Annotated in this window: 15 protein-coding genes and 1 pseudogene; 5 read left to right on the top strand and 11 right to left on the bottom strand. The window is 54.3% G+C overall.

From position 1 onward, the window contains the following. Nucleotides 1-82: 82 nt before the first annotated feature. On the top strand, nucleotides 83-1,030 hold the full coding sequence (locus tag SIC15_RS17280) for a hypothetical protein (RefSeq protein ID WP_412536538.1): 948 nt from the start codon (nucleotides 83-85) through the stop codon (nucleotides 1,028-1,030). Nucleotides 1,031-1,034: 4 nt separating this feature from the next. Here SIC15_RS17280 and SIC15_RS17285 read toward each other — a convergent pair. The 5 genes and pseudogenes from SIC15_RS17285 to SIC15_RS17305 all read right to left on the bottom strand — a co-directional run. Then, nucleotides 1,035-1,322: pseudogene (locus tag SIC15_RS17285) on the bottom strand (tyrosine-type recombinase/integrase); the annotation flags it as partial. Between the two features lie 399 nt (nucleotides 1,323-1,721). Beyond that, a complete protein-coding gene (locus tag SIC15_RS17290) occupies nucleotides 1,722-2,834 on the bottom strand; it encodes a hypothetical protein (RefSeq protein WP_412536539.1) in 1,113 nt (370 codons plus the stop codon). Further along, nucleotides 2,834-3,997: a hypothetical protein gene (locus SIC15_RS17295; RefSeq protein WP_412536540.1), complete on the bottom strand. Its 1,164-nt coding sequence runs from the start codon at nucleotides 3,995-3,997 to the stop codon at nucleotides 2,834-2,836. Before SIC15_RS17295 ends, SIC15_RS17290 begins: the two co-directional genes overlap by 1 nt. An 81-nt stretch (nucleotides 3,998-4,078) precedes the next feature. Continuing rightward, nucleotides 4,079-4,957, bottom strand: coding sequence for a hypothetical protein (locus SIC15_RS17300; RefSeq protein WP_412536541.1), 879 nt, complete (start codon nucleotides 4,955-4,957; stop codon nucleotides 4,079-4,081). A 276-nt stretch (nucleotides 4,958-5,233) separates the two neighbouring features. Beyond that, nucleotides 5,234-5,983, bottom strand: coding sequence for a substrate-binding periplasmic protein (locus SIC15_RS17305; RefSeq protein ID WP_412536542.1), 750 nt, complete (start codon nucleotides 5,981-5,983; stop codon nucleotides 5,234-5,236). 318 nt (nucleotides 5,984-6,301) lie between these two features. Between SIC15_RS17305 and SIC15_RS17310 the strand changes: the two genes are divergently transcribed. Beyond that, complete coding sequence (locus tag SIC15_RS17310) at nucleotides 6,302-6,898, top strand: exopolysaccharide biosynthesis protein (protein WP_069181931.1); 597 nt, start codon at nucleotides 6,302-6,304, stop codon at nucleotides 6,896-6,898. 190 nt (nucleotides 6,899-7,088) lie between these two features. After that, a complete protein-coding gene (locus SIC15_RS17315; RefSeq protein WP_069181932.1) occupies nucleotides 7,089-7,976 on the top strand; it encodes a chemotaxis protein in 888 nt (295 codons plus the stop codon). Here SIC15_RS17315 and SIC15_RS17320 read toward each other — a convergent pair. The 5 genes from SIC15_RS17320 to mqo all read right to left on the bottom strand — a co-directional run bounded on the left by SIC15_RS17320 (nucleotide 7,973) and on the right by mqo (nucleotide 15,552). Further along, nucleotides 7,973-8,836 (bottom strand): hypothetical protein, encoded by an 864-nt coding sequence (locus SIC15_RS17320; RefSeq protein ID WP_412536543.1) that lies wholly within the window; start codon nucleotides 8,834-8,836, stop codon nucleotides 7,973-7,975. The two genes, SIC15_RS17315 and SIC15_RS17320, sit on opposite strands and share 4 nt — an antisense overlap. A gap of 46 nt (nucleotides 8,837-8,882) precedes the next feature. Then, the gene (locus SIC15_RS17325) at nucleotides 8,883-10,553 is read right to left on the bottom strand and encodes an acetolactate synthase large subunit (RefSeq protein ID WP_412536544.1); all 1,671 of its coding nucleotides are present in this window, start codon (nucleotides 10,551-10,553) and stop codon (nucleotides 8,883-8,885) included. Nucleotides 10,554-10,601: 48 nt separating this feature from the next. Then, nucleotides 10,602-12,626 (bottom strand): hypothetical protein, encoded by a 2,025-nt coding sequence (locus SIC15_RS17330; protein WP_412536545.1) that lies wholly within the window; start codon nucleotides 12,624-12,626, stop codon nucleotides 10,602-10,604. Nucleotides 12,627-12,681: 55 nt separating this feature from the next. Next, entirely contained in the window at nucleotides 12,682-13,914 is a 1,233-nt protein-coding gene (locus tag SIC15_RS17335) for an ATP-grasp domain-containing protein (protein ID WP_136629244.1), read from the bottom strand. Between the two features lie 156 nt (nucleotides 13,915-14,070). After that, nucleotides 14,071-15,552 carry a malate dehydrogenase (quinone) gene (gene mqo, locus SIC15_RS17340; protein ID WP_136629243.1) on the bottom strand — a complete coding sequence of 494 codons (1,482 nt, stop codon included), beginning with the start codon at nucleotides 15,550-15,552 and terminating at the stop codon, nucleotides 14,071-14,073. A 324-nt stretch (nucleotides 15,553-15,876) separates the two neighbouring features. Between mqo and nhaD the strand changes: the two genes are divergently transcribed. Next, nucleotides 15,877-17,127, top strand: a complete 1,251-nt coding sequence (nhaD, locus tag SIC15_RS17345; protein ID WP_412536546.1) for a sodium:proton antiporter NhaD — start codon at nucleotides 15,877-15,879, stop codon at nucleotides 17,125-17,127. Nucleotides 17,128-17,136: 9 nt separating this feature from the next. Then, nucleotides 17,137-18,120, top strand: a complete 984-nt coding sequence (locus SIC15_RS17350) for a calcium/sodium antiporter (RefSeq protein ID WP_174805015.1) — start codon at nucleotides 17,137-17,139, stop codon at nucleotides 18,118-18,120. A gap of 26 nt (nucleotides 18,121-18,146) precedes the next feature. Here SIC15_RS17350 and SIC15_RS17355 read toward each other — a convergent pair whose 3' ends face one another. Next, on the bottom strand, nucleotides 18,147-18,911 hold the full coding sequence (locus SIC15_RS17355) for a lysophospholipid acyltransferase family protein (protein WP_412536547.1): 765 nt from the start codon (nucleotides 18,909-18,911) through the stop codon (nucleotides 18,147-18,149). Nucleotides 18,912-19,004: the final 93 nt, after the last annotated feature.

The following is a 19,004-nucleotide window of genomic DNA, read 5'->3' on the forward strand; positions in this document are numbered from 1 at the left end:
ATGAAAAGGAGCAGAGTACCGTTAGTTATCCCGCGCCGGACGTTTTGATGGGGAAATCAGGCAGCCTGCCAGGGTGGCAGCTTTGCCGTGGAATCAGTGGCAGCTTTCGCGTGGAATGGGTGGCAGGCTTCGTCTGGAATCAGTGGCAACCTTGGTCTGGAATACGCAAATTGCCGGCCTCTCTTTTCCCCTTGGAGCAATTGCAGCATCGCACCTCCGCTCCCTTCAGGCATCAACCCAAATCAAACAGCAAAGAGAGCAAAATATTTTCACGAATCACTTCAAACACCTAGAGGAGTTTGACAATGCTATTGGGATAGCTGATGTTCGCGAGAAGTTCCGAGTAAAAGCACCTACTAATCAGATCCACGCTATTATTTTTCCCAATAGCACTGACGGAGACTACAGCGTTTCTGATAACGTAGTTTCAAACGTGAAGAACTCAATAGAACTAATTACGGAATTCCTGACTATAGCGAAGAAAGCACCGCTAACCCATAGAGTCATCGAAGAATTATCTGAAAATTTAAAAGCTTCTACAAAAGAAATAATTGGAGAGCACTCCATCAACCTTCCCATTGTTGATTTGAACAAGTACGATTACTCAAAGACTCTATGCTTAAGATACCTGAACTTACATAGAAAAATATGTGAGTTTGCATCCTTTTATAGCAGAAACTCAATTATCGAAATAAATGAAAATAACAAGAAATTATCAAACTCAGTTAGTAACACTCTAGACCGATTTATCGATCAAGAAAAAGCAGTGCTCACTAGAATTTCGAGTTCCATCCAGGAACTGAGGAGCGCAAAATCTAGAAACGTTTTAAATTATGCAATAGTATCAAAATGCCATCACGCAATCGTTCAAGAAATAGAGGAGAGAAATCTAGACATCTCTTACTACTATCCCTATGAGGAAATAACGAAGTACGGCCCTAGCGTGAAAAGTGAAATTATCTCTTTCATAGAAGAAACCGCCCCGGAAGACACAAAATCGCTCATAAAGCAAAGCTTTCACCCACAATGAGTGTTTATTCAAGATGGGTTTTTGATAAATGAGAGTAGCGCATTGTCATGTTTATGGAAGAGTGGCCTAGAATTTTTTGAAGGACAAAAATATTGCCACCATTCATGACAAAGCGACTGGCAAAGGTATGCCTTAAAATGTGCGCACATTGCCCTTTGGGAAGCCGAATACCGGAACGCTGAACAGCTCGCCGAAAAGCAGAAATAGATGAAGTGCCAAAGTTGCCGTATTGCTCAAGATGATACCTAATTGCTTTGTATAATCCTTATGAAATGGGTACCGAGCGTTTTTCCTGATGCGCCTCTGCCCTCGACCACCAGGCTCGATATCGACCTGCCATCGTCCCGATGGGAACTTCCTGATCATGGAGCCACCTTTGTCAGTAGTCGTCGCGTGATTAGTCCATCCAGGACGAGCTGGAACAACTCGTTCTGATAGATCTCGCGGCGTCGGTAGTAGGTGCACAGATCCTCCCAGACTCCGGAAGCCGGCCAGATCAGCCCGGAAATGGAGAAAGCACGGAAAGAAAACAGCCTGAAAACAGGATAGGTTTCAGCGTGGCGGCACGAATCGCCAGTTCCTGGTATGGAGACCGACGAGGGGAACGACAAAAACAAAAGGGCTGGCCGTCGTAATGTATGGTGGCGGTTTCAGGCGCTGGTTAAACAGCCAATAATTGGCTGTCTATACTTTATTCGTCCAAGTCTTGCGAAAAGTGCATGTAAATATCTCGTAGCATCATCATTAAGTAATTCACGGACATGCGCCACAATTCAGTCTCATCAGTTAGGTTTTGCCTCCTAATACGGTAATGGACCAGACCGTTTCTAAGCTCGTAAACGCGTAAGCTAATCTTTTCGATCAACTTGTGACTTCTTTCTTGTTCACTCTGCTCAGGTTCATCTATAAAACCTTCGCTTACAGCGTGCTCCAACGTCTCATTTGGAACCACAGAAATCAGACTTTTTAAGGAATCAATCTCCCGTGGGCGCCATCCTAGGTGGTACTCCACCTTCTCAGCGAAATCTAGAACACTACCATCAGCTTGAAGCTCAGCTTTCAACTGCTTTGCCTTTGGGAGCAAGTAAATAGCCTCAATGCACCGGTACAGCTCCAAATAAGAATGCTTCCAATGAGATGATGTGAAAGACTTGAATATACTATCTGGAGGCAAGTACGGGATATCAATAATAAGATTCTTGAAAGAAACCAGAAGCTCATCGAATGGCAGACGAACTAAAGCATTAGAGAATGACAAAGCAAAGTAAGCTTGTGCGGACTTAGAATGCCTCAAAACTGCACTGTTCTCGGATATCTTAAGAACTGTTATCTCGTCAAAGCAATCAATTAACTCCTGAAAATCATGACCAGTATAACCCTCGTCAAGATGCTGACTACTAAGATTCTCCTCTATTTCAAGAAGAGTAACGTGAGAAGAGATAGGAACTTTAAATTCTTTAATAACTCTCAGCGCTAATCCAGTATTTAATACAACAGGTTCGATACCATAGGAGCTTAGCTCTTTGTACTCCGACTCGGAAAACCTTAACCCTGTAAAAACTAAAAAACTCGTTGCATCTTGCCCCTCTGTTTCAGGGATCTTAGCTCTACAAGCTCCCCATTTAATATGGGGTAACGCAAATTCTTGCTCCTCTAATCGAAATGATTGGAAACAATCACGCTCTCTATCGAACGTTTTTCGATCCCCTTTATCAATTCGAACCTTTTTTAATTCACTTTCGGTCAGTATCCCATCAAAAACTTTATTTATGCAATACTGAGCATATTCAATCATGCTTGGCATCAGTGAGCCATCCAGCATGGTGTAAGCGATTCCAGCTCATCTGCATACTCGATCATTGTCTTGAAAGCACTGAAAAAGAATTCACGCTCAAACTCACCAACCTTACCGCTTCTTCTGCTAGTCCTTTCGCTCAAAGTAATTAAGTCTAAATACTCACGCAACTGACTAGCGGTTTGAAGATTCATTGACTCAACCAACGCTGTCATCCTTTGCACATATTCTTCAAATTTATTCTCGACCTTCTCTTTATCGTATTCAAAGCCCGGCGGACCATAAATATAAACTGACGCAGCTGCAACGAAACCATAACCAGTTGTCGTACTGCTAAAAACGTCTTTTCCAATCTTAAATTTTCCCTCACCACCGACAGAATCTTCACAACGAGAAAATTGCTTATCAAACTCCGCCATTAAATTCAAGACTATGGCAAAGTGATCTATAAATCTTTCGTTGGCCGTAGCTTCAGTTGCATGCATTCTTGCAAAGTCTTCGGCAACACGCTCTTTCAAATCAATGTGAACCTTCCGAGAAGAGAATATCAGGAAAGACTCTATGATCTTATCTGCCTGATACTCTCCAAAGCTTTTCCTTCGCTCACCATCATCGACACCTATAGGCTTTACTCGGCTGGCTTTTTCTTTTATTTCATGGAGAATTGGCTTATAAACAGTTTCCAGCTGCCTCCGCATTTCCCATGGCACTTGACCTGTATTCAGAACAAGCATCCTGTAAACCAAACTATTAATCGTTTTCGAAATCCAAATCTCAAGCCTAACCGGGTTTTCATCAATATAATGCTCCTTCCGAGCCTCTAAGATGGCTGTTGTTCTTTGCATTCCGTCTATTATGGACAAACAATCTGAATCAAGCCCGAGAAGTATTGAAATTATATCTTCCTGATTAGATTGATTGGATAAATCCAGAAAATCTTTATCATTAACGACAGCACCAATAACTAAAGGCGGCAGGATTGCTCCCTTGCCGATATCCTGAACCATCCGTTCGCGAATGCGTATCGCGGTTTTAGTTTTTAGCTTCGCTCTTTGGCCCTCTAACCCCCCCTGGTTTTTGTAGACGTGAATGGCCAGGTCGAGATAGTCTTTTATGGGAAGCTCATGAATAACTGATAAACAGCCTGAACACTTATCTTCTAAAACTTGCATATTTCACCTCGGCATCAGTTATCGCAAAATAGAATTTCGAAAGAAATTAGCAGAATAAAGGGACTCAATACAAATATGTTCCTATTCCTTTTCTGTCAATGAATCCAATGCTTCTTGGAAAGTGGTAACTCGATCAAAAATGCTAAACTCGACAGGCAACAACCTGGTGTCTTTCGCCCTTTGATTTATGACGACCCGCAACGCAGTCTCTTTGTCCTGTATCGTTGGAAGATTCTTGATTAGTATGGCTGGGTCCAAGCCAAGGTCCTCAGGAAACCAACGCTTACCAAGCCACGACTCAGTGACTTCCGACTGTAGAAGAGTGCAACCACCAGAATATTTTTCTATAAATTCCTGACTTACGGTTCTGCCCTGGATGTACGCCTTTCTGTTCCAAGCCGCGGTTACGCAAAGCGAGAGATACGCACGCGACTTCCCATAATCAAAATGCCAACCATCCAAAATATGGTATCGCTCTAGAGAAAGACCCTCATGTGTTTCAAAGCTTTCAATTAGCAGTATAAACGTGTCTTGCTCATGAGAGAGGCTATCGCCGTCAGCTGTGAAAACAACGCCCTTCAACCGCGAACCTTTCGAAAGAATGGTGTCCACGTAATCAAGAAACTCAAGGGGATACTTATAGAAGTCTCGCGTCTGATAGACCTGAGAACTTGCACACTCGATCCACTCAGGATTAACTCCGAAAAGCTGTGAAGCGCTGTCGATTAGCCTCTGATCAAGCACCTCAGAAAGCTTTTCATCGCTTTGAACTACAGCAAGCGATAAAGCCTCTGGAAAATATCGTGGAATCTGGTTTCGGTGGATACCGTGAGCTTCGAAAAGCTTTATAAAACGCCCAGCCGGAGTTGAGGGCTGGCTTTTGGACCGACGCTCAGTTATCCATGATTTAACCCTCGCGACAAGATCTATAAACGAATTAATTTCGCTAATTATGGACATCGAAATCCTTTTTCACCAAATAATCAGACGATCAGAGGTTCCTATACCGTTAGAAAGGTGTCAACAAAGTGTCCACGGGGTGGTGGTTTGATGTGGTTCACAGTGAAACGCTATTTTCAGAAGCGACTGAATTGACGAGAATAGTGGTTTACTGTGTTGCTTCGAGCGCGTATAGCGTCGGGTTCAATTCCCGCCGTCTCCACCAAACTCCCAGAGAAAAGCCCCTGATTTCAGGGGCTTTTTTTCGTTATGCGTTCTGGAGGACCTGGCCGAACGTCAACGTATCGCCAACGGGCATGCGCCCGTATCCGCCTGCGCCTCAGCCAGCCAAGAATCCCCGGAAACGCAGACATACCGATTCACAATCGCCGCAAACGTCCCGTCATCCAGCATTTCCTGCAGCACACGATCAAAATCCGCCACAAAGTCGGAACTGACCGATGCTTTGGAGAAAACGAAGAACGCGGGTTTATTGGACACGACCAGTGAGCTGGGCGTAATCCTGCCATTTAGTCCCAACTTCTGAATTTCGTACAGGCCAGTTAGCCTGCTGGCGACCACACCATCCACCCGGTTGCGGGCCAGCATTTTCCAGAGCGACTCCCGGCGGGAAACATACTGTATGTTTTTTTCGTAGTCCGGATTCTGGACAAGGGCACTGTATTCGTCGCTGTAGGACACGTTGATCTGGGCGCCGAGCCGGAAGTCCGATTTCAGCAACTCTCTCAATCCGACCGGGTCGAACCCGGCCTCATCCGACCGCCGGATAAACAGGATATTGGGGGATACCAGGCCCGCCACGTTGGAGTAATAGGCATATTGCTCTCTTTCGGGCGTCCGGTAGGCACCGGAGAGCATATCCACGCGCCCGTCACGCAGCTCCAGAAGCGCTCTCGCCCATGGCAGCTTTTTCAGTGAAAGACCGCACCCCAGCCGCTCCATGGCTTCACGAACCAGGTCGGCATCAATGCCAACGACCTCGCCCTCCTGGACCATGAAATAGGGAGGATCATCATCCCAGCGCAAGGAAATGTCGCAGTCGGCATAGCTTGAAGCTGAAAAACAGAGAACAGAAACTAGGACCAAAGCAAATTGACGCTTGAACGGTCCGAACGAGGGCGAGGGCAAAAACCGTGAGAACGGAACTCCGTTACTCTTGCCTTGATACATCTTTGGTGCCGCCAACAAAGAAAGTTAGCTTCACTATAGACCAATGAGGCCCTCTCTCAAAACCGTCGACAAGACTGGTCCAGGACTAACGCTTCCGTCATCCTGTGGTCATGCAATCAGCATCAAATCAGGGTAGTGTCTGGAGCACACGGTAACGGAGCCCTCACCAACCCCATGAACCAGCCAGACGACCCAGCCAGCCTCACAGAGCTTCTGGAACGCCTCCGCTCGAATACCGCCGGACAGGTTCAGGTGTCTGTGGCCGATATACTGGAAGCCGTCGGTGAGCGCTCATTCGGCCCGCTGGTTCTGATTGCTGGCGTGATCACCCTGGCGCCGCTGATCGGTGACATCCCCGGGGTACCCACCCTGCTAGGGCTGATGGTGCTGCTCACGCTGGGACAACTGGTGTTCCAGCGACATTCAATCTGGATTCCGTCGAAGCTGGCCCGCCGGAACATTGAAAGAGAAAAGCTTGCCAGGGGCCTGGACTGGATGGCCAGGCCAGCCCGCTTTATGGATCGCTGGACGAAACAGCGGCTGCTCTGGCTGGTTCGAGGGCCGGGCCAGTACGTTATCGCCATCATTTGTATGGCCGTTGCCGCTGCCATGCCACTGATGGAGGTAATTCCATTTAGCGCCAACGGTGCCGGCATTGCCCTGATGGCCTTTGGCCTGGCTATTGTGGCGCGGGATGGCCTGCTCGCCCTGGTGGCGATCCTGGCGACCGGTGGCACTGCCTGGTTCGTTTGGAACAACCTTCCCTGGTGACACTCCTGCAATGAGAGGGTCTGTCACCATTTGAAACAATCCTTCTGAATCCCGATTTACGGTAAAGCTGCTACTATTGCTACATACCCTTGGCTTGCGGGCTTCAAAATGCCCGTTATTCAGCCTGCTGAACCCATTTCTTGAAAAGCTCCTGCCTCAGGGGCTTTTGCAGTTGAAAGGATCCGGTTTTATGTCCAGCAAAGCGAAGCAGACCCAGAAACTTCTGCTATTCCGGCTTTCCGGCGAACGTCTGTTCGGGATCGGTACCCTGAAGATCCGGGAAATCCTGCCTTTCATGCGGCTGACCAAACTGCCCCATAGCCATCATGCGGTCATCGGTACGGCCACCTTCCGGGGATCCGCCGTTCCGGTGATTGATATGGCTGCGGCCGTGGGCTACCCACCGCTCGGCAGGGAGGAACAGGAAAAGGCCTCGATTATTATCACGGACATCCAGCGCCAGGAAATTGGCTTTCTGGTGCGCAGCGTTCAGCAGATTATCGAAACCGACTGGAAGCAAGTGATGCCGCCGCCCAAAGCCCTGGGCAACAAGGCCTTTATCACCGGCCTGCTGGACGTGGATGGCGATATCATCCAGCTGCTGGACGTGGAATTGCTGCTGGCCAAGGTTTACCCGGAATCCCTGGATACCCAGGAGGTGGTTCTCACAGATGTGCAGAGTGAGACCCTCAAAGCGCTGAACATACTCATGGTGGACGATTCCCAGGTGGCCCGGAAACAGCTCTCAGATGTGCTGGACAGCAAGGATATCCCCTACCAGGTAACGTCCAATGGCGATGACGCCCTGCAGATCCTGCTGCGCGATCACGAACTGGGCCGGCCCACGGATATTCTGGTCAGCGATATCGAGATGCCAGGGCTGGACGGGTACGAGCTGGCGTTCAATGTGCGGGACAATTCAGCACTGAAGCAGCCCTACATCATTCTGCATACATCATTGAACAGCGAAATGAGCCTGAGCTACGCCAATCAGGTTGGTGCCAACGAAGCCCTGACGAAGTTCGATGCGGAAGAGCTGCTTCAGGCCATGCTCAGAGGCGCCGAACAGGCCCGCTAGGGCCTGAGCTGCTGGATGAATTCCTCAGCATCGGCGCGCATCTCAGCCAACTTTCTCTGCCACTCATCCTGATAACGTTCCTGGGTATCCTCACTCAGGCGGGTGAAGCGTTCGCCGGTTTCCGCCACGGTGCGACTGGCGTTGGCGAGGGATTCCATGGTCGGGTCGTCCAATTCATCGGCCTGGCGATCCAGGTCCCGGGCAGCCTGCTCCAGGATCATCCGGTCATCCTCCGGTGTCGGCTCGCTGTCTTTCAGGGCTTCCTCCACCGACCGCTCAAGTTCCCGCATGGCTTCCTGCAGTTTCTGACCGAATTCATCCATGGCGCTTTCTGCCTGCCGGCCCATTTCGTCAGAATAGGCTTCCAGGTCGCGAGCCAACTGCTCCATTTGCTGCTCAAACTCATCAGAAGATGAGGAGAAACGGGCACTGAGCTCCTCGCCAAGCCGGCTGAGCTCACCCATGATGCTGTTGAACGGTGAGGGATTGAGGATGGCCTCTCCGGTGCGATCGTAATCCACCAGCCATTGCTCCTGGAGGCGCACGAGGTAGGTCACCAACTCCAGCCGTTCGCCCTCAGTACCCGCCTCGGCGGGCAGGCGGGTCACGATGGTGGCTTCCCGATCTTCGATGATGACCCGCCCGAACGAGGGCACGGCATCGGTCCAGCTCCGCTTATAACCGTCGAACGCGGCGGTGCCCGACAGGGTGGAGTATTCCATAACGTCGCCAGCGTCATTCTCGGCCATGGCCTGCCAGAACGCCGCCGCCACTTCCTGGGGCGTCTCGGGTTTACTGCAACCTGCGAGAATAGTGAGTGCAAAAACGGCGATCAGGCCACGGGTAAGGAGAAGGATCATTGCTGTGCTACCTCGGGTTCAATATCCGCAGAGCATGATACACCCCTTACAACCTGCAGGTCAGTTCCGCCAGTTCCTCGTCAAACACCCGCCGGTTTTCACTGTAATCCACCGGCACCTCCACCAGATGGACACCGCCTTCTGCCAGGGCATTTTCCAGGGTTGGCCGCAAATCCTGCGTGCGGGTTATGCGATGGCCTTTGGCACCATAGGACTCGGCATAGGTGACGAAATCCGGATTGCGATAGTCCAGCCCGAAATCGGTATACCCCTCCTGCCCCTGCTTCCACTTGATCATGCCGTAGGCGCTGTCGTTGATAATCAACACCACCAGGTTGAGGTTCAGACGTACCGCGGTTTCCAGCTCCTGGCTGTTCATCATGAACCCGCCGTCGCCACACACCGCCATCACTTTCAGATTCGGATACAGCATGGAGGCCATCATGCCGCTTGGCAGGCCAGCCCCCATGGAAGCCAGAGCGTTGTCGAGCAGCACGGTGTTGTTGTCGTAGGCCGGGTAATTGCGGGCAAACCAGAGTTTGTACATGCCGTTGTCCAGCGTGATGATCCCGTCCTCGGGCATCACCTTCCGGACATCGTGGACAATGCGCTGGGGAATCACGGGGAAGCGGTCGTCCTCGGCCCGTTCCTGCAGGTGGGCGTCCACCGCCTCCTTAACTTCCATCAGGCGAGTGAAATCGTGGTTGGCGCATTGGCCACAGTTTTCGGCCATGTATTCCACGCTGTTGGCGATATCTCCCACCACTTCGTGCTGGGGGAAATAAACCGGGTCGACATCGGCAGCACTGAAGTTCACATGGATGACCTTCTTGCCGCCGGGGGTCATGAAGAAGGGCGGTTTTTCCACGACATCGTGCCCGACGTTGATCACCAGATCGGCGCGGTCGATTGCGCAGTGCACAAAGTCGCCGGCCGAGAGGGCCGCGTTACCCAGGTAACGGGGGTGCCGTTCATCCACCACGCCCTTGCCCATCTGGGTGGTGAAGAAAGGGATGCCGGTGATGTTCACCAGATGCAGCAGCGCCTGTGAGACCCGTTTCCGGTTGGCGCCGGCGCCGATCATGATAAGCGGGTGCCGGGCCTCGCGCAGCATTTCGCAGGCCATCTCCAGACTTTTCGGGCTGGCTGAGGGGCGGCGGGCATCACTGGGCTTGAAGATATGGGTGTCGGATTCAGGGACTTCATCTGCGATGTCTTCCGGCAACTCCAGGTGTACCGCACCGGGACGTTCTTCCGAAGCAAGACGAAAAGCTTCCCGCACCTTGGCGGGAATGGTGTTGGCATTGGTGATCTGCCGGGTGTACTTGGTGAGCGGACGCATCAGGTCCACCACATCCAGAATCTGGAATAGCCCCTGCTTGGAGGATTTGATGGGTTTCTGGCCCGAGATCATCATCATGGGCATACCGCCCAGCTGGGCATAGGCGGCTGCGGTGACGAAGTTGGTGGCGCCGGGCCCGAGTGTGGACAAGCAGACACCTACCCTGCCGGTCAGGCGCCCATAGGTAGCGGCCATGAAACCGGCGGCCTGTTCATGTCGGTTGAGTACCAGCTTGATGCTGGAGGTTCTCAGGGCCTCAAGGAAGGCGAGATTTTCCTCGCCGGGCACCGCGAAAATGTATTCAACGCCTTCATTTTCCAGCGCCCGGATAAACAACTCGGCTCCGTTACGGGCCGGCGAGTGTTCGTTGGCCATGGCCTTCCTCTTGATCGGTGGATTCCGGGTGATCGACAGGTATCGGGATCAATCGGTTCTTGGCGGCTCCGCCTGAAGGGCCTCTGCCGGTACGCGATCCTGACCCCAGCTGCGATACACACCCTCTGTTACGCGCCGGAGGGCGTCTTCGTTCACTTCCGCAGGCTCGCCCCGCTCCAGGGGATCATAATGGAAGATATACAGCCGCGATGTGAACTGCTCGAAAGGCAGCGACGACTCGCCAAAACGCTCGCCGTTGCCGGAGGTACTTACCTTGACGCCGTCGCCCCAGTTCTGGCCACTGTCGTTGTTGGGATTGAAAAAGTAAATCCGCATCTCGCCATCCGGGTCCAGCGCGGCCCGGAGAATGGTAATGGCGTGCCAGCCGATAAACCTCGCGGCACTGTCGGTAACGGCGATGCCCGCAGGCTGCGGGTGAATCAGTGGCTGATTGCCGTTGTAGTAGGGGTGATAGCTGGCGTAGAAATGGCGGATAAAGCCTTCCAGATCGTGCAGTTTGCCAGTAGCCACATCGACGTTGATGGCAAACCCACGCCCGGCGGACCAGCCGTGAAATTCCGGGTTTACCCATTTATGGGGATCACCCTCGCGCCCGACACACAATCGGCCCATCTCCACATAAATGCGATCCAGGTGTGGCACCACCACCAGCGAAACCGGATCCAGATCGAGTGTTACCTCGGAAGCCACGCCACCGACACTCCGGGCCGATGACACTGGCTGGCCCTCGAAGTGCATGACGATCTCGTTATCACGGGCGGCCCAGGCCACCATCTGCAACAGATAGTCCGGATCGTTGTAGGCCCACATAGACAAGGCGCGGGCCGACTGGCAAGTGGGGTTATTGCCCTGCCCTACACCCAGGGGCTGCCCGAGCATGTTCAGCACGCCCTGGATCAGCCAGGCACCGGGTTGTGGCTGGTAGCCATAGGCCAGCTCAAGGCGTTCCCGGGCGTGGGGGCAGAGGGACAGACGGGCCTGACGCCAAAGACCAGGCGCTACCGGAGGTTGATAGAGAATGCCCCGCTCCAGCAGCAGCGCCAGGCCATAAATGCCCTGGGCCGTTTCCGGATAGATGCCTTCGTTAATCAGGGTGTGAACCAGCTCCCGGTAACACATCAGGCAATCTCTGCCGGTACTGGACAGACCCAGCGCCTCGCTCAGCAAGGTGTCCTGATCTGCAAGAATGAATCGGATGAACGCGGCGTGGTAGGGCGACACCAATCCGGTGTCGTGCATGGAACGTGCGAACCCGGTGGCTTCGTTCTGCAGGGCCTGGGCATCCATGGTTTCCAGCCGCTGCTGGTAAACCACGGTTCCGGGATCTTCGCTGCAGGCCCGGGTGGGCCCGTAGAGGCTGGAAATCAGCCGGTCCGCACCCCGGCCAGCACCACCAAGATCGGCCTGCGGATCCGCCCGGCACAAAGCAATCTGGGTGATCATGCGGCGCACGTCGGTCACCTGGATCGGGCGTTGCTCAAGAATCCGCCAGATTTCTTCGATCAGACTGTCGATCACATGCTCGTAGCCGATGTGATCAGCAACGTACTGGACCACAGCCTGACTGATCAGCGCGAGCTTGCCCTGCTCCCGCTCGGCTTCACCGGTCATGCCGAACAACAGGCCCAGGTTGATGGCCAGGACCTGAGTCAGGTAGTGGTGCGCCTGTTCGGCCGATACCGAGGGATGCAGATAGTGGCCTCGGGCCACGGCAAGCAACCGCAGTTCGCTGAAAGCCTCAATGACCACGGTGTCGGCACTCTGGCTTTGCAGCGAATGGGTTGTCAGTGTGGGGAGAAGAATACCGGGTTCGGCCCAGTCCGTACCGGCGAACACGCCGGCCAGTTCGAGGCGTTCGGCGCGCTCCTCGATAACCTGGCAGCCACCAGGCTGCAGCAGGACCCGTCGGGCAGTATCCAGTACGCGCGGAAGCTTGCCGGCCCTTGCGAAGGGCCGGCTCTCTTCCATGGCCTGGATCGCGTCATCCAGCCGTTGCACCAGCTTGTCGAAATTCACAGCTGGCGTTGCGCTGCCCGGTTGGTGATCGTTCAAACGATAATCCTCAGGGCCTGGCACCAAACCCGTTTGTTGTTAATGCTTCTCCTGATTATACATAGAAATCGAGGTCTTCCTGATGTTTCAGGAGGTCCCGCATGACGTAAGGATCCTCACCGAAGAAATACACCAGACCCCAGTGGGTACCGAACGCAGTACGCTTGGTAACGGTTTCTTCCAGCGGCGGCGTCAGCTCGTGAGATTCGAAATACTCGTGATTTTCGGTCTCTTCCGGGATCTCCAGTCTGCTGACCACCCGGCGACGCGGATACACCCCGAAGCAGCCGGCATAACCCTTGGCATCCACCACTTCTTTCGGGAAGAAGGCTTTGATTTCTTCTTCGGTGGTTTTCGGATCGAAGGCCAGAATCAGTCCTTGATAGGCGTTGAAGCCATAGGCCTTCTCCAGCAACTCGAACACCTTGAAGCCCGGCGGACGATAGGCCACCTCGCCAAAGTACATGGTTCGGTCGCTGGTTACGAAATACTCAGGATGGATAAATCCGAACTCGATATCAAAGGTCTTGATCAGCTTCTCGATTTCACCCCGGATCTGGTCCCGGTATTTCTCAAGGTCGGGTGTTGCCGGGACGAACACGGAGTAGCCCAGGGTCACATACTCGGAGATATTCAGGAAGGCGATCTTGCCGTTGTGGATCCAGGCCTCGACCGCAAACTCCCAGCCATCCAGGTGCGACTCCATCAGAACCGGAAATTCTTCTTCCGGGATGGTGTCCACTTCGTCCGGCGTGCGGATCACCCGGTGGCCAAGACAGCCGGCCTTGTCGAACGCCTTGAGGTGGATCGGGTCGTTGGGGTCGCCATCCAGTTTCAGCAGGGTCTGATTTACCCGCTTCAGGAACCGGATAACGTCGCCCTTATCGTGGGCCTCCTCGAAGATACCCACCCGGATGCCACCGAGCTGGGCCCGGCGCTTCATCAGCGCCTTGTCACGCAGCAACATGGCCTGACCGAACAGACGCGGCTTGTCCATCAACACCGAGTTGATGGCACCGGCCCACTCCACGGTTTCCTCAAACAACGGGATGGCAACGTCAACGCCCATCTCCTTGAGGGTCTGTGCAATCTCCACAGAGCGGTCGTTCAGACGCTCAAAATTCCAGGGCACGTAGGGGATGTCATGCTCTTCGCAGTAGGCTTCGGCCCAATCCGGTGCCACGACAACATAGCGACGGTCAAATTTGTCGGCCGCTTCCACCGCATTCAGGCTCCAGCCCAACAGCGCAATATACCCTTTCTCAGGATTGTACTTTTGCTCACTCACAGGCTCTCTCCTTTCATAAGGGTTGCCTTATAACCCTACGCGGTAGCTGTGAAATCGCAAATTTCGCCCCCCTCTAGAACGCGAAAAGCACCGCGATCAGCGGGATAAAACCCAGTGCTCGCAGTGCCTTTCGGTTTCTTAGATCGTTTGGGAATATCAGCCCAATTGCAGGGTAGACAGGGTCCTCTCGCGAACTTTGGTCAGCAGTGCTTCGTCTTCAACCAGGGAGTGGCCGTAGGACGGCACCAGTTCTTTCATTCGCTCCTGCCACTCCGGCGTCTTGATCTTTTCCGGGAAGCAGCGCTCGATTACGTTGATCATGGCGTTGGCTGCTGTTGAGGCCCCGGGTGAGGCACCAAGCAATGCTGCCAGCGTCCCGTCCTTGGCCGCCACGATTTCGGTGCCGAACTCGAGCTTGCCACCGCCGCCATCAACCTGCTTGATGATCTGCACCCGCTGGCCGGCCATACGCAGCTGCCAGTCTTCTTCCATGGCGTCCGGGAAGAAGTTGCGCAGCGAGGCCACCCGGTCACTGTGGGACTGGAACACTTCCCCGATCAGGTAGCGGGTCAGGTCCATGTTGCTCTTGCTCACCGAGAGCATCGGCTTGAGGTTGGTGGATTTCACCGAACCGATCAGGTCAAAGATGGAGCCTTGCTTGAGGAAGCGGGTGGTGAAACCGGCAAAGGGGCCAAACAACAGGGCCGGCTCGCCGTTGATGATACGCGTGTCCAGGTGCGGCACCGACATGGGTGGCGCGCCGATCGGCGCCTTGCCGTACACCTTGGAATCGTGCTGCTGAACGATGTCGGGCTTGCCACACACCAGCCACTGACCACTGACCGGGAAGCCGCCATAGCCCCGGGCTTCTTCGATACCGGATTTCTGCAGCAGCGGCAACGCACCGCCACCGGCCCCGAGGAACACAAAACCGGTTTCCAGCTTGGTCAGCTCGCCGGTCTTCTGGTTCTTTACGCGAAGCTTCCAGCGGCCGTTGTCCCGCTGGTCAATGTAGTGCACCGGCGAGCTGAGCATCAGCTCGAAGTTCGGCTGGGTTTCCAGCCAGCTCACCATGCTGCGGGTGAGAGAACCGAAATCCACATCCGACCCGTGCTTGATCCGGGTCGCGGCAACACGCTGCATCGGGTCCCGGTTATTGACGATCAGGGGCATCCATTCTTCGAGATCCTTCGGGGACTCGGTGTATTCCATGTCGCGGAACAGGTGATGGGCACTCAGGCGCTCATAGCGGCGCTTGAGGAAGGCCACGTCCTTTTCACCCCAGACAAAGCTCTGGTGTGGCGTGCGGTTAATAAAGGTGGATGGCTCCGGCAGAATGCCCTGCTCCACCAGATAGGACCAGAGCTGCAGGGACACCTCAAACTGGGCGTTGATCTGCAGGGCACGATCGATGGTCACGTCGCCATCGTCGGTTTCAGGGGTGTAGTTAAGCTCACAGTATCCGGCGTGTCCGGTACCTGCGTTATTCCATCCGTCTGTGCTCTCATGGGCAACGTGGTCGAGACGCTCCACCATGACGATGTCCAGGGACGGATCAAGCTGCCTGAGCATCATGCCGAGAGTGGCGCTCATGACGCCACCACCGACCAGCACTACGTCTGCCTGTCTAACGGCCATTGGTTTTCACCCTAGCTAGTGTTGAGCCTTTTTGCCCCCTCACGATCAGCAAGGAGGCCTGTCGGAAGCCGGTCGGGCGCGAGGTAAACGGCGCCGCCGTCTGCTTCCGGTCTGAATGTGCGCGCAATTATCCCGATTTTCGCCGGGATAATAAATTGCGATTGTCAATCGTTGCGCCCTTATCAGGCTTTTACTGGTTCCACTTGCCGATACGTGCACTTGCGAACAGTGGTTTGCTTCGGGGCAAAGGTCTAAAATCCGCCCGCACGATCTGTCTGGCCGGCTTCGGCCTCTACTCTGACAAACCAGGACGGGATTTCCCAAATGTCTGCCCTTGATGCGATTCTGATTGTTCTCGCGGTTCTGGCGCTGTTGGGCGTCATATTTGAAGACGTCATCCACATCAACAAGGCCAAGGTAACGCTGTTCTTTGGCACCATGAGCTGGATGCTGCTCTTCCTGTTCAGTGATAGCCCGGATGAAACGTCTGCCATTTCCGCCGGCCTGTCCGAGAGCATTGCCGAAATCGCCGGATTGTGGCTGTTTCTCGTCGCAGCCATGACATTCGTCGCCTACCTGAATAAGAAGGGTATGATCGAAAACGTGATTTACCTGATCATGCCGAAACAGGTAAGCGAGAGGCGGCTACTTTTCCTGACCGGTCTTTTTTGTTTCATTTTCTCCTCTTTGGCAGACAATATCACCGCCACTTTAGTCTCATGCTCCCTGATTCTGTCGCTGGATCTGGAGCTGAAAAAGCGCATCCAGTTCGTCACGCTGGTGGTTTTTGCGGTCAACTCAGGCGGCGTTTCCCTGATCACCGGCGACGTTACCACTCTGATGATTTTCCTCGCGGAAAAGGTGGAAATACTGACTCTGCTGACCCTCGCGATCCCGGCCTCGATTACGGTTTTCATCCTTGCTGTCTTCCTCTCAAGGGGCCTGACAGGTACCGTGACACTTCGTTCCAACACCACCCCGGTGCGACGGGTTGATGCGGTCATCAGCGGACTGTTTTTGTTAACAATCCTGAGCACGATCGCCGGCAATGCCCTGTTCGGAATTCCACCGGTTCTGACCTTTCTGTTCGGCCTGTCCATCATGTTCCTGGTATCGCGATTCATGAGTGACGACTCGGACCTGGACCCGATTCTCGAATACATCCGTATCATCGAGTTTGAAACCCTGCTGTTCTTCCTCGGCATCCTGCTGCTTGTGGGCATGCTCAAGGAGATTCATGCACTGGACTCGCTGGTGGCCATCTACGATGTCCTGCCACCGCTTTACGCAAACTACCTGATGGGTATCTTCTCGGCGGTGATCGATAACGTGCCGCTGACGGCAGCACTGCTGAAGGCCGGCATCGACATGAGTCCCGGCGAATGGATGGGACTGACTTACGCCGTGGGCGTGGGCGGCTCGCTGCTGGTGATCGGTTCGGCCGCCGGCATCGTGGCAATGAGCAAGGTCCCGGGGCTGACCTTTGCGGCCTATATGCGGTATCTTGCACACCTCCTGGCAGCCTACACCCTTGGCTATGCCGGGGTTTTCATGCTCGGACGTTTCATCAACTGAGGTCTATCTATGCTAATGGCATTTGGCGCAATCATCGCCGGCCTGGTACTGCTGGTCTGGAGTGCCGACAAATTTGTCGAGGGCGCTGCGGCGACCGCCAAACATCTGGGCATGCCCACCCTTCTGATCGGCATGGTGATTATCGGTTTCGGCACCTCGGCACCAGAACTGGCGGTCTCCGCCATGGCTGCGTCCGATGGCAACCCTGGCCTAGCCCTGGGTAACGGCTATGGCTCTAACATCACCAACATTGCCCTGATTGTCGGCCTCACCGCCGTTATCGCCCCGATCGCGGTGCACTCCCAGGTTATTCGAAAAGAGTTGCCGCTACTCATCGGGCTCACTCTGATTGCCGGGGTTCAACTGTTGGACGGCCAACTCTCGCGCCTGGATGGCTGGGTGCTTCTGGCAGTCTTCGCGGCAGTCATGGGCTGGTCCATCTACCAGGGCCTGAGAGGCAAGGCCGACCCCCTGGCCGGTGACGCCGATGCTGAGATCATCGCCCATCCCATGCCCCTCAAAACCGCGGTTATCTGGCTGGTAATCGGCCTGGTACTGCTGATTGTCAGTTCCCGCCTGCTGGTGTGGGGTGCAGTCACGATTGCACAGAGCCTGGGTGTTAGCGACCTGGTGATCGGCCTGACCATTGTTGCCATCGGCACCTCCCTTCCCGAGCTTGCCTCGGCCCTGGCGGCGGTCAAGAAGAACGAGCACGACCTCATCCTGGGCAACATTCTGGGATCCGGCATCTTCAACACCCTGGCCGTGGTGGGGCTTGCTGCCGCTATCGAACCCCTGGCGGTGGATCCGGAAGTGCTTTACCGGGACTGGACCCTGATGCTGGCACTTACGGTGGGCCTGTTCCTGATGGGCTACGGCCTGACTGGCTGGCGCAAGCTGGTAAGCCGTGTGGATGGCGGCATCCTGGTACTGGTCTACGTTGCCTATACCGGTTATCTGTTGTCCACGGTGGTGGCTGCAGGCACCGCCTGATATGACCTAACTGTGTGAGGCCGGTGCTAACCGGCTTCACCATCCCCCAGCAATTCCGTCAGCCTTGCGCGCACCTCGGTCATCACCTCATCCAGGTCGGCCTTGGTCTTTCCGGCCGTTTCCAGAGGCTCACCTACCCGGACGTCCACCGGTTGGCCAAGGTTGATTTGCCAGGTCCGGGCCGGCAACACCCGATGAATGCCGCGCACTGCCACCGGCACAATCACCGCCTCAGTATCCAGCGCCAGGTGAAAACAGCCTTTCTTGAAGGGCAGAAGCTTGCCGTCCGGTGAACGGGTCCCCTCAGGTGCGGCCCAGAGCACGATCCCGCTCTCCATCATGGCACGGGCCTTTTCCAGGTCTCGCACGGCACGTTGTCGGTTGGAACGGTCCACCGAGGGGAATTCAGCTGCACGCATGGCCTGCCCCAGCAGTGGAATACTGAACAGTTCCTTCTTCGCCAGCATTCGGATGGAGCCCGGCAACGACACGAAGGTGACCGGGATGTCGTAGTGGCTGGCATGGGTGCACAGGATGATGTAGCGCCGGCCATCACCAAAATCTGGCACCTGCCCTCGCACCGTCAGATTGGCACGAACCAGCCGTAACAGCGACGCCGACCACTCCCGACAGTATTGATCAACGATGGGCCGGTTCAGCCTTCCGAACAGTGCCCGTAGCAACACTAACAGGGAGAAGAGTGCGGTTAGTCCGACACTGCCAAGAACCACACCTGCCCGCCGAAGAAGCGTTGCCGACTCCGTTAGCGGATTCATCTTCAATCGAATCATCACAGCGCCCCTTCTCTGTTTCCCGGTTTCGCTCCCGGCATTGCCGGGAATTTCAATAGCGGCGAATTATAGCGACTGAAAAACCCGTTGGAT

This window comes from Marinobacter sp. MIT932201, from assembly GCF_047123295.1.
Classification (GTDB): domain Bacteria; phylum Pseudomonadota; class Gammaproteobacteria; order Pseudomonadales; family Oleiphilaceae; genus Marinobacter; species Marinobacter salsuginis.

What these genes read in the sequence shown, in the direction of transcription:
- SIC15_RS17325 (WP_412536544.1), bottom strand. Translation starts at nt 10,553, where the DNA reads ATGGCCAACGAACACTCGCCGGCCCGTAACGGAGCCGAGTTGTTTATC.
- SIC15_RS17315 (WP_069181932.1), top strand. Translation starts at nt 7,089, where the DNA reads ATGTCCAGCAAAGCGAAGCAGACCCAGAAACTTCTGCTATTCCGGCTT.
- SIC15_RS17295 (WP_412536540.1), bottom strand. Translation starts at nt 3,997, where the DNA reads ATGCAAGTTTTAGAAGATAAGTGTTCAGGCTGTTTATCAGTTATTCAT.
- SIC15_RS17320 (WP_412536543.1), bottom strand. Translation starts at nt 8,836, where the DNA reads ATGATCCTTCTCCTTACCCGTGGCCTGATCGCCGTTTTTGCACTCACT.
- SIC15_RS17290 (WP_412536539.1), bottom strand. Translation starts at nt 2,834, where the DNA reads ATGCCAAGCATGATTGAATATGCTCAGTATTGCATAAATAAAGTTTTT.
- SIC15_RS17355 (WP_412536547.1), bottom strand. Translation starts at nt 18,911, where the DNA reads ATGATTCGATTGAAGATGAATCCGCTAACGGAGTCGGCAACGCTTCTT.
- SIC15_RS17300 (WP_412536541.1), bottom strand. Translation starts at nt 4,957, where the DNA reads ATGTCCATAATTAGCGAAATTAATTCGTTTATAGATCTTGTCGCGAGG.
- SIC15_RS17310 (WP_069181931.1), top strand. Translation starts at nt 6,302, where the DNA reads ATGAACCAGCCAGACGACCCAGCCAGCCTCACAGAGCTTCTGGAACGC.
- mqo (WP_136629243.1), bottom strand. Translation starts at nt 15,552, where the DNA reads ATGGCCGTTAGACAGGCAGACGTAGTGCTGGTCGGTGGTGGCGTCATG.
- nhaD (WP_412536546.1), top strand. Translation starts at nt 15,877, where the DNA reads ATGTCTGCCCTTGATGCGATTCTGATTGTTCTCGCGGTTCTGGCGCTG.
- SIC15_RS17350 (WP_174805015.1), top strand. Translation starts at nt 17,137, where the DNA reads ATGCTAATGGCATTTGGCGCAATCATCGCCGGCCTGGTACTGCTGGTC.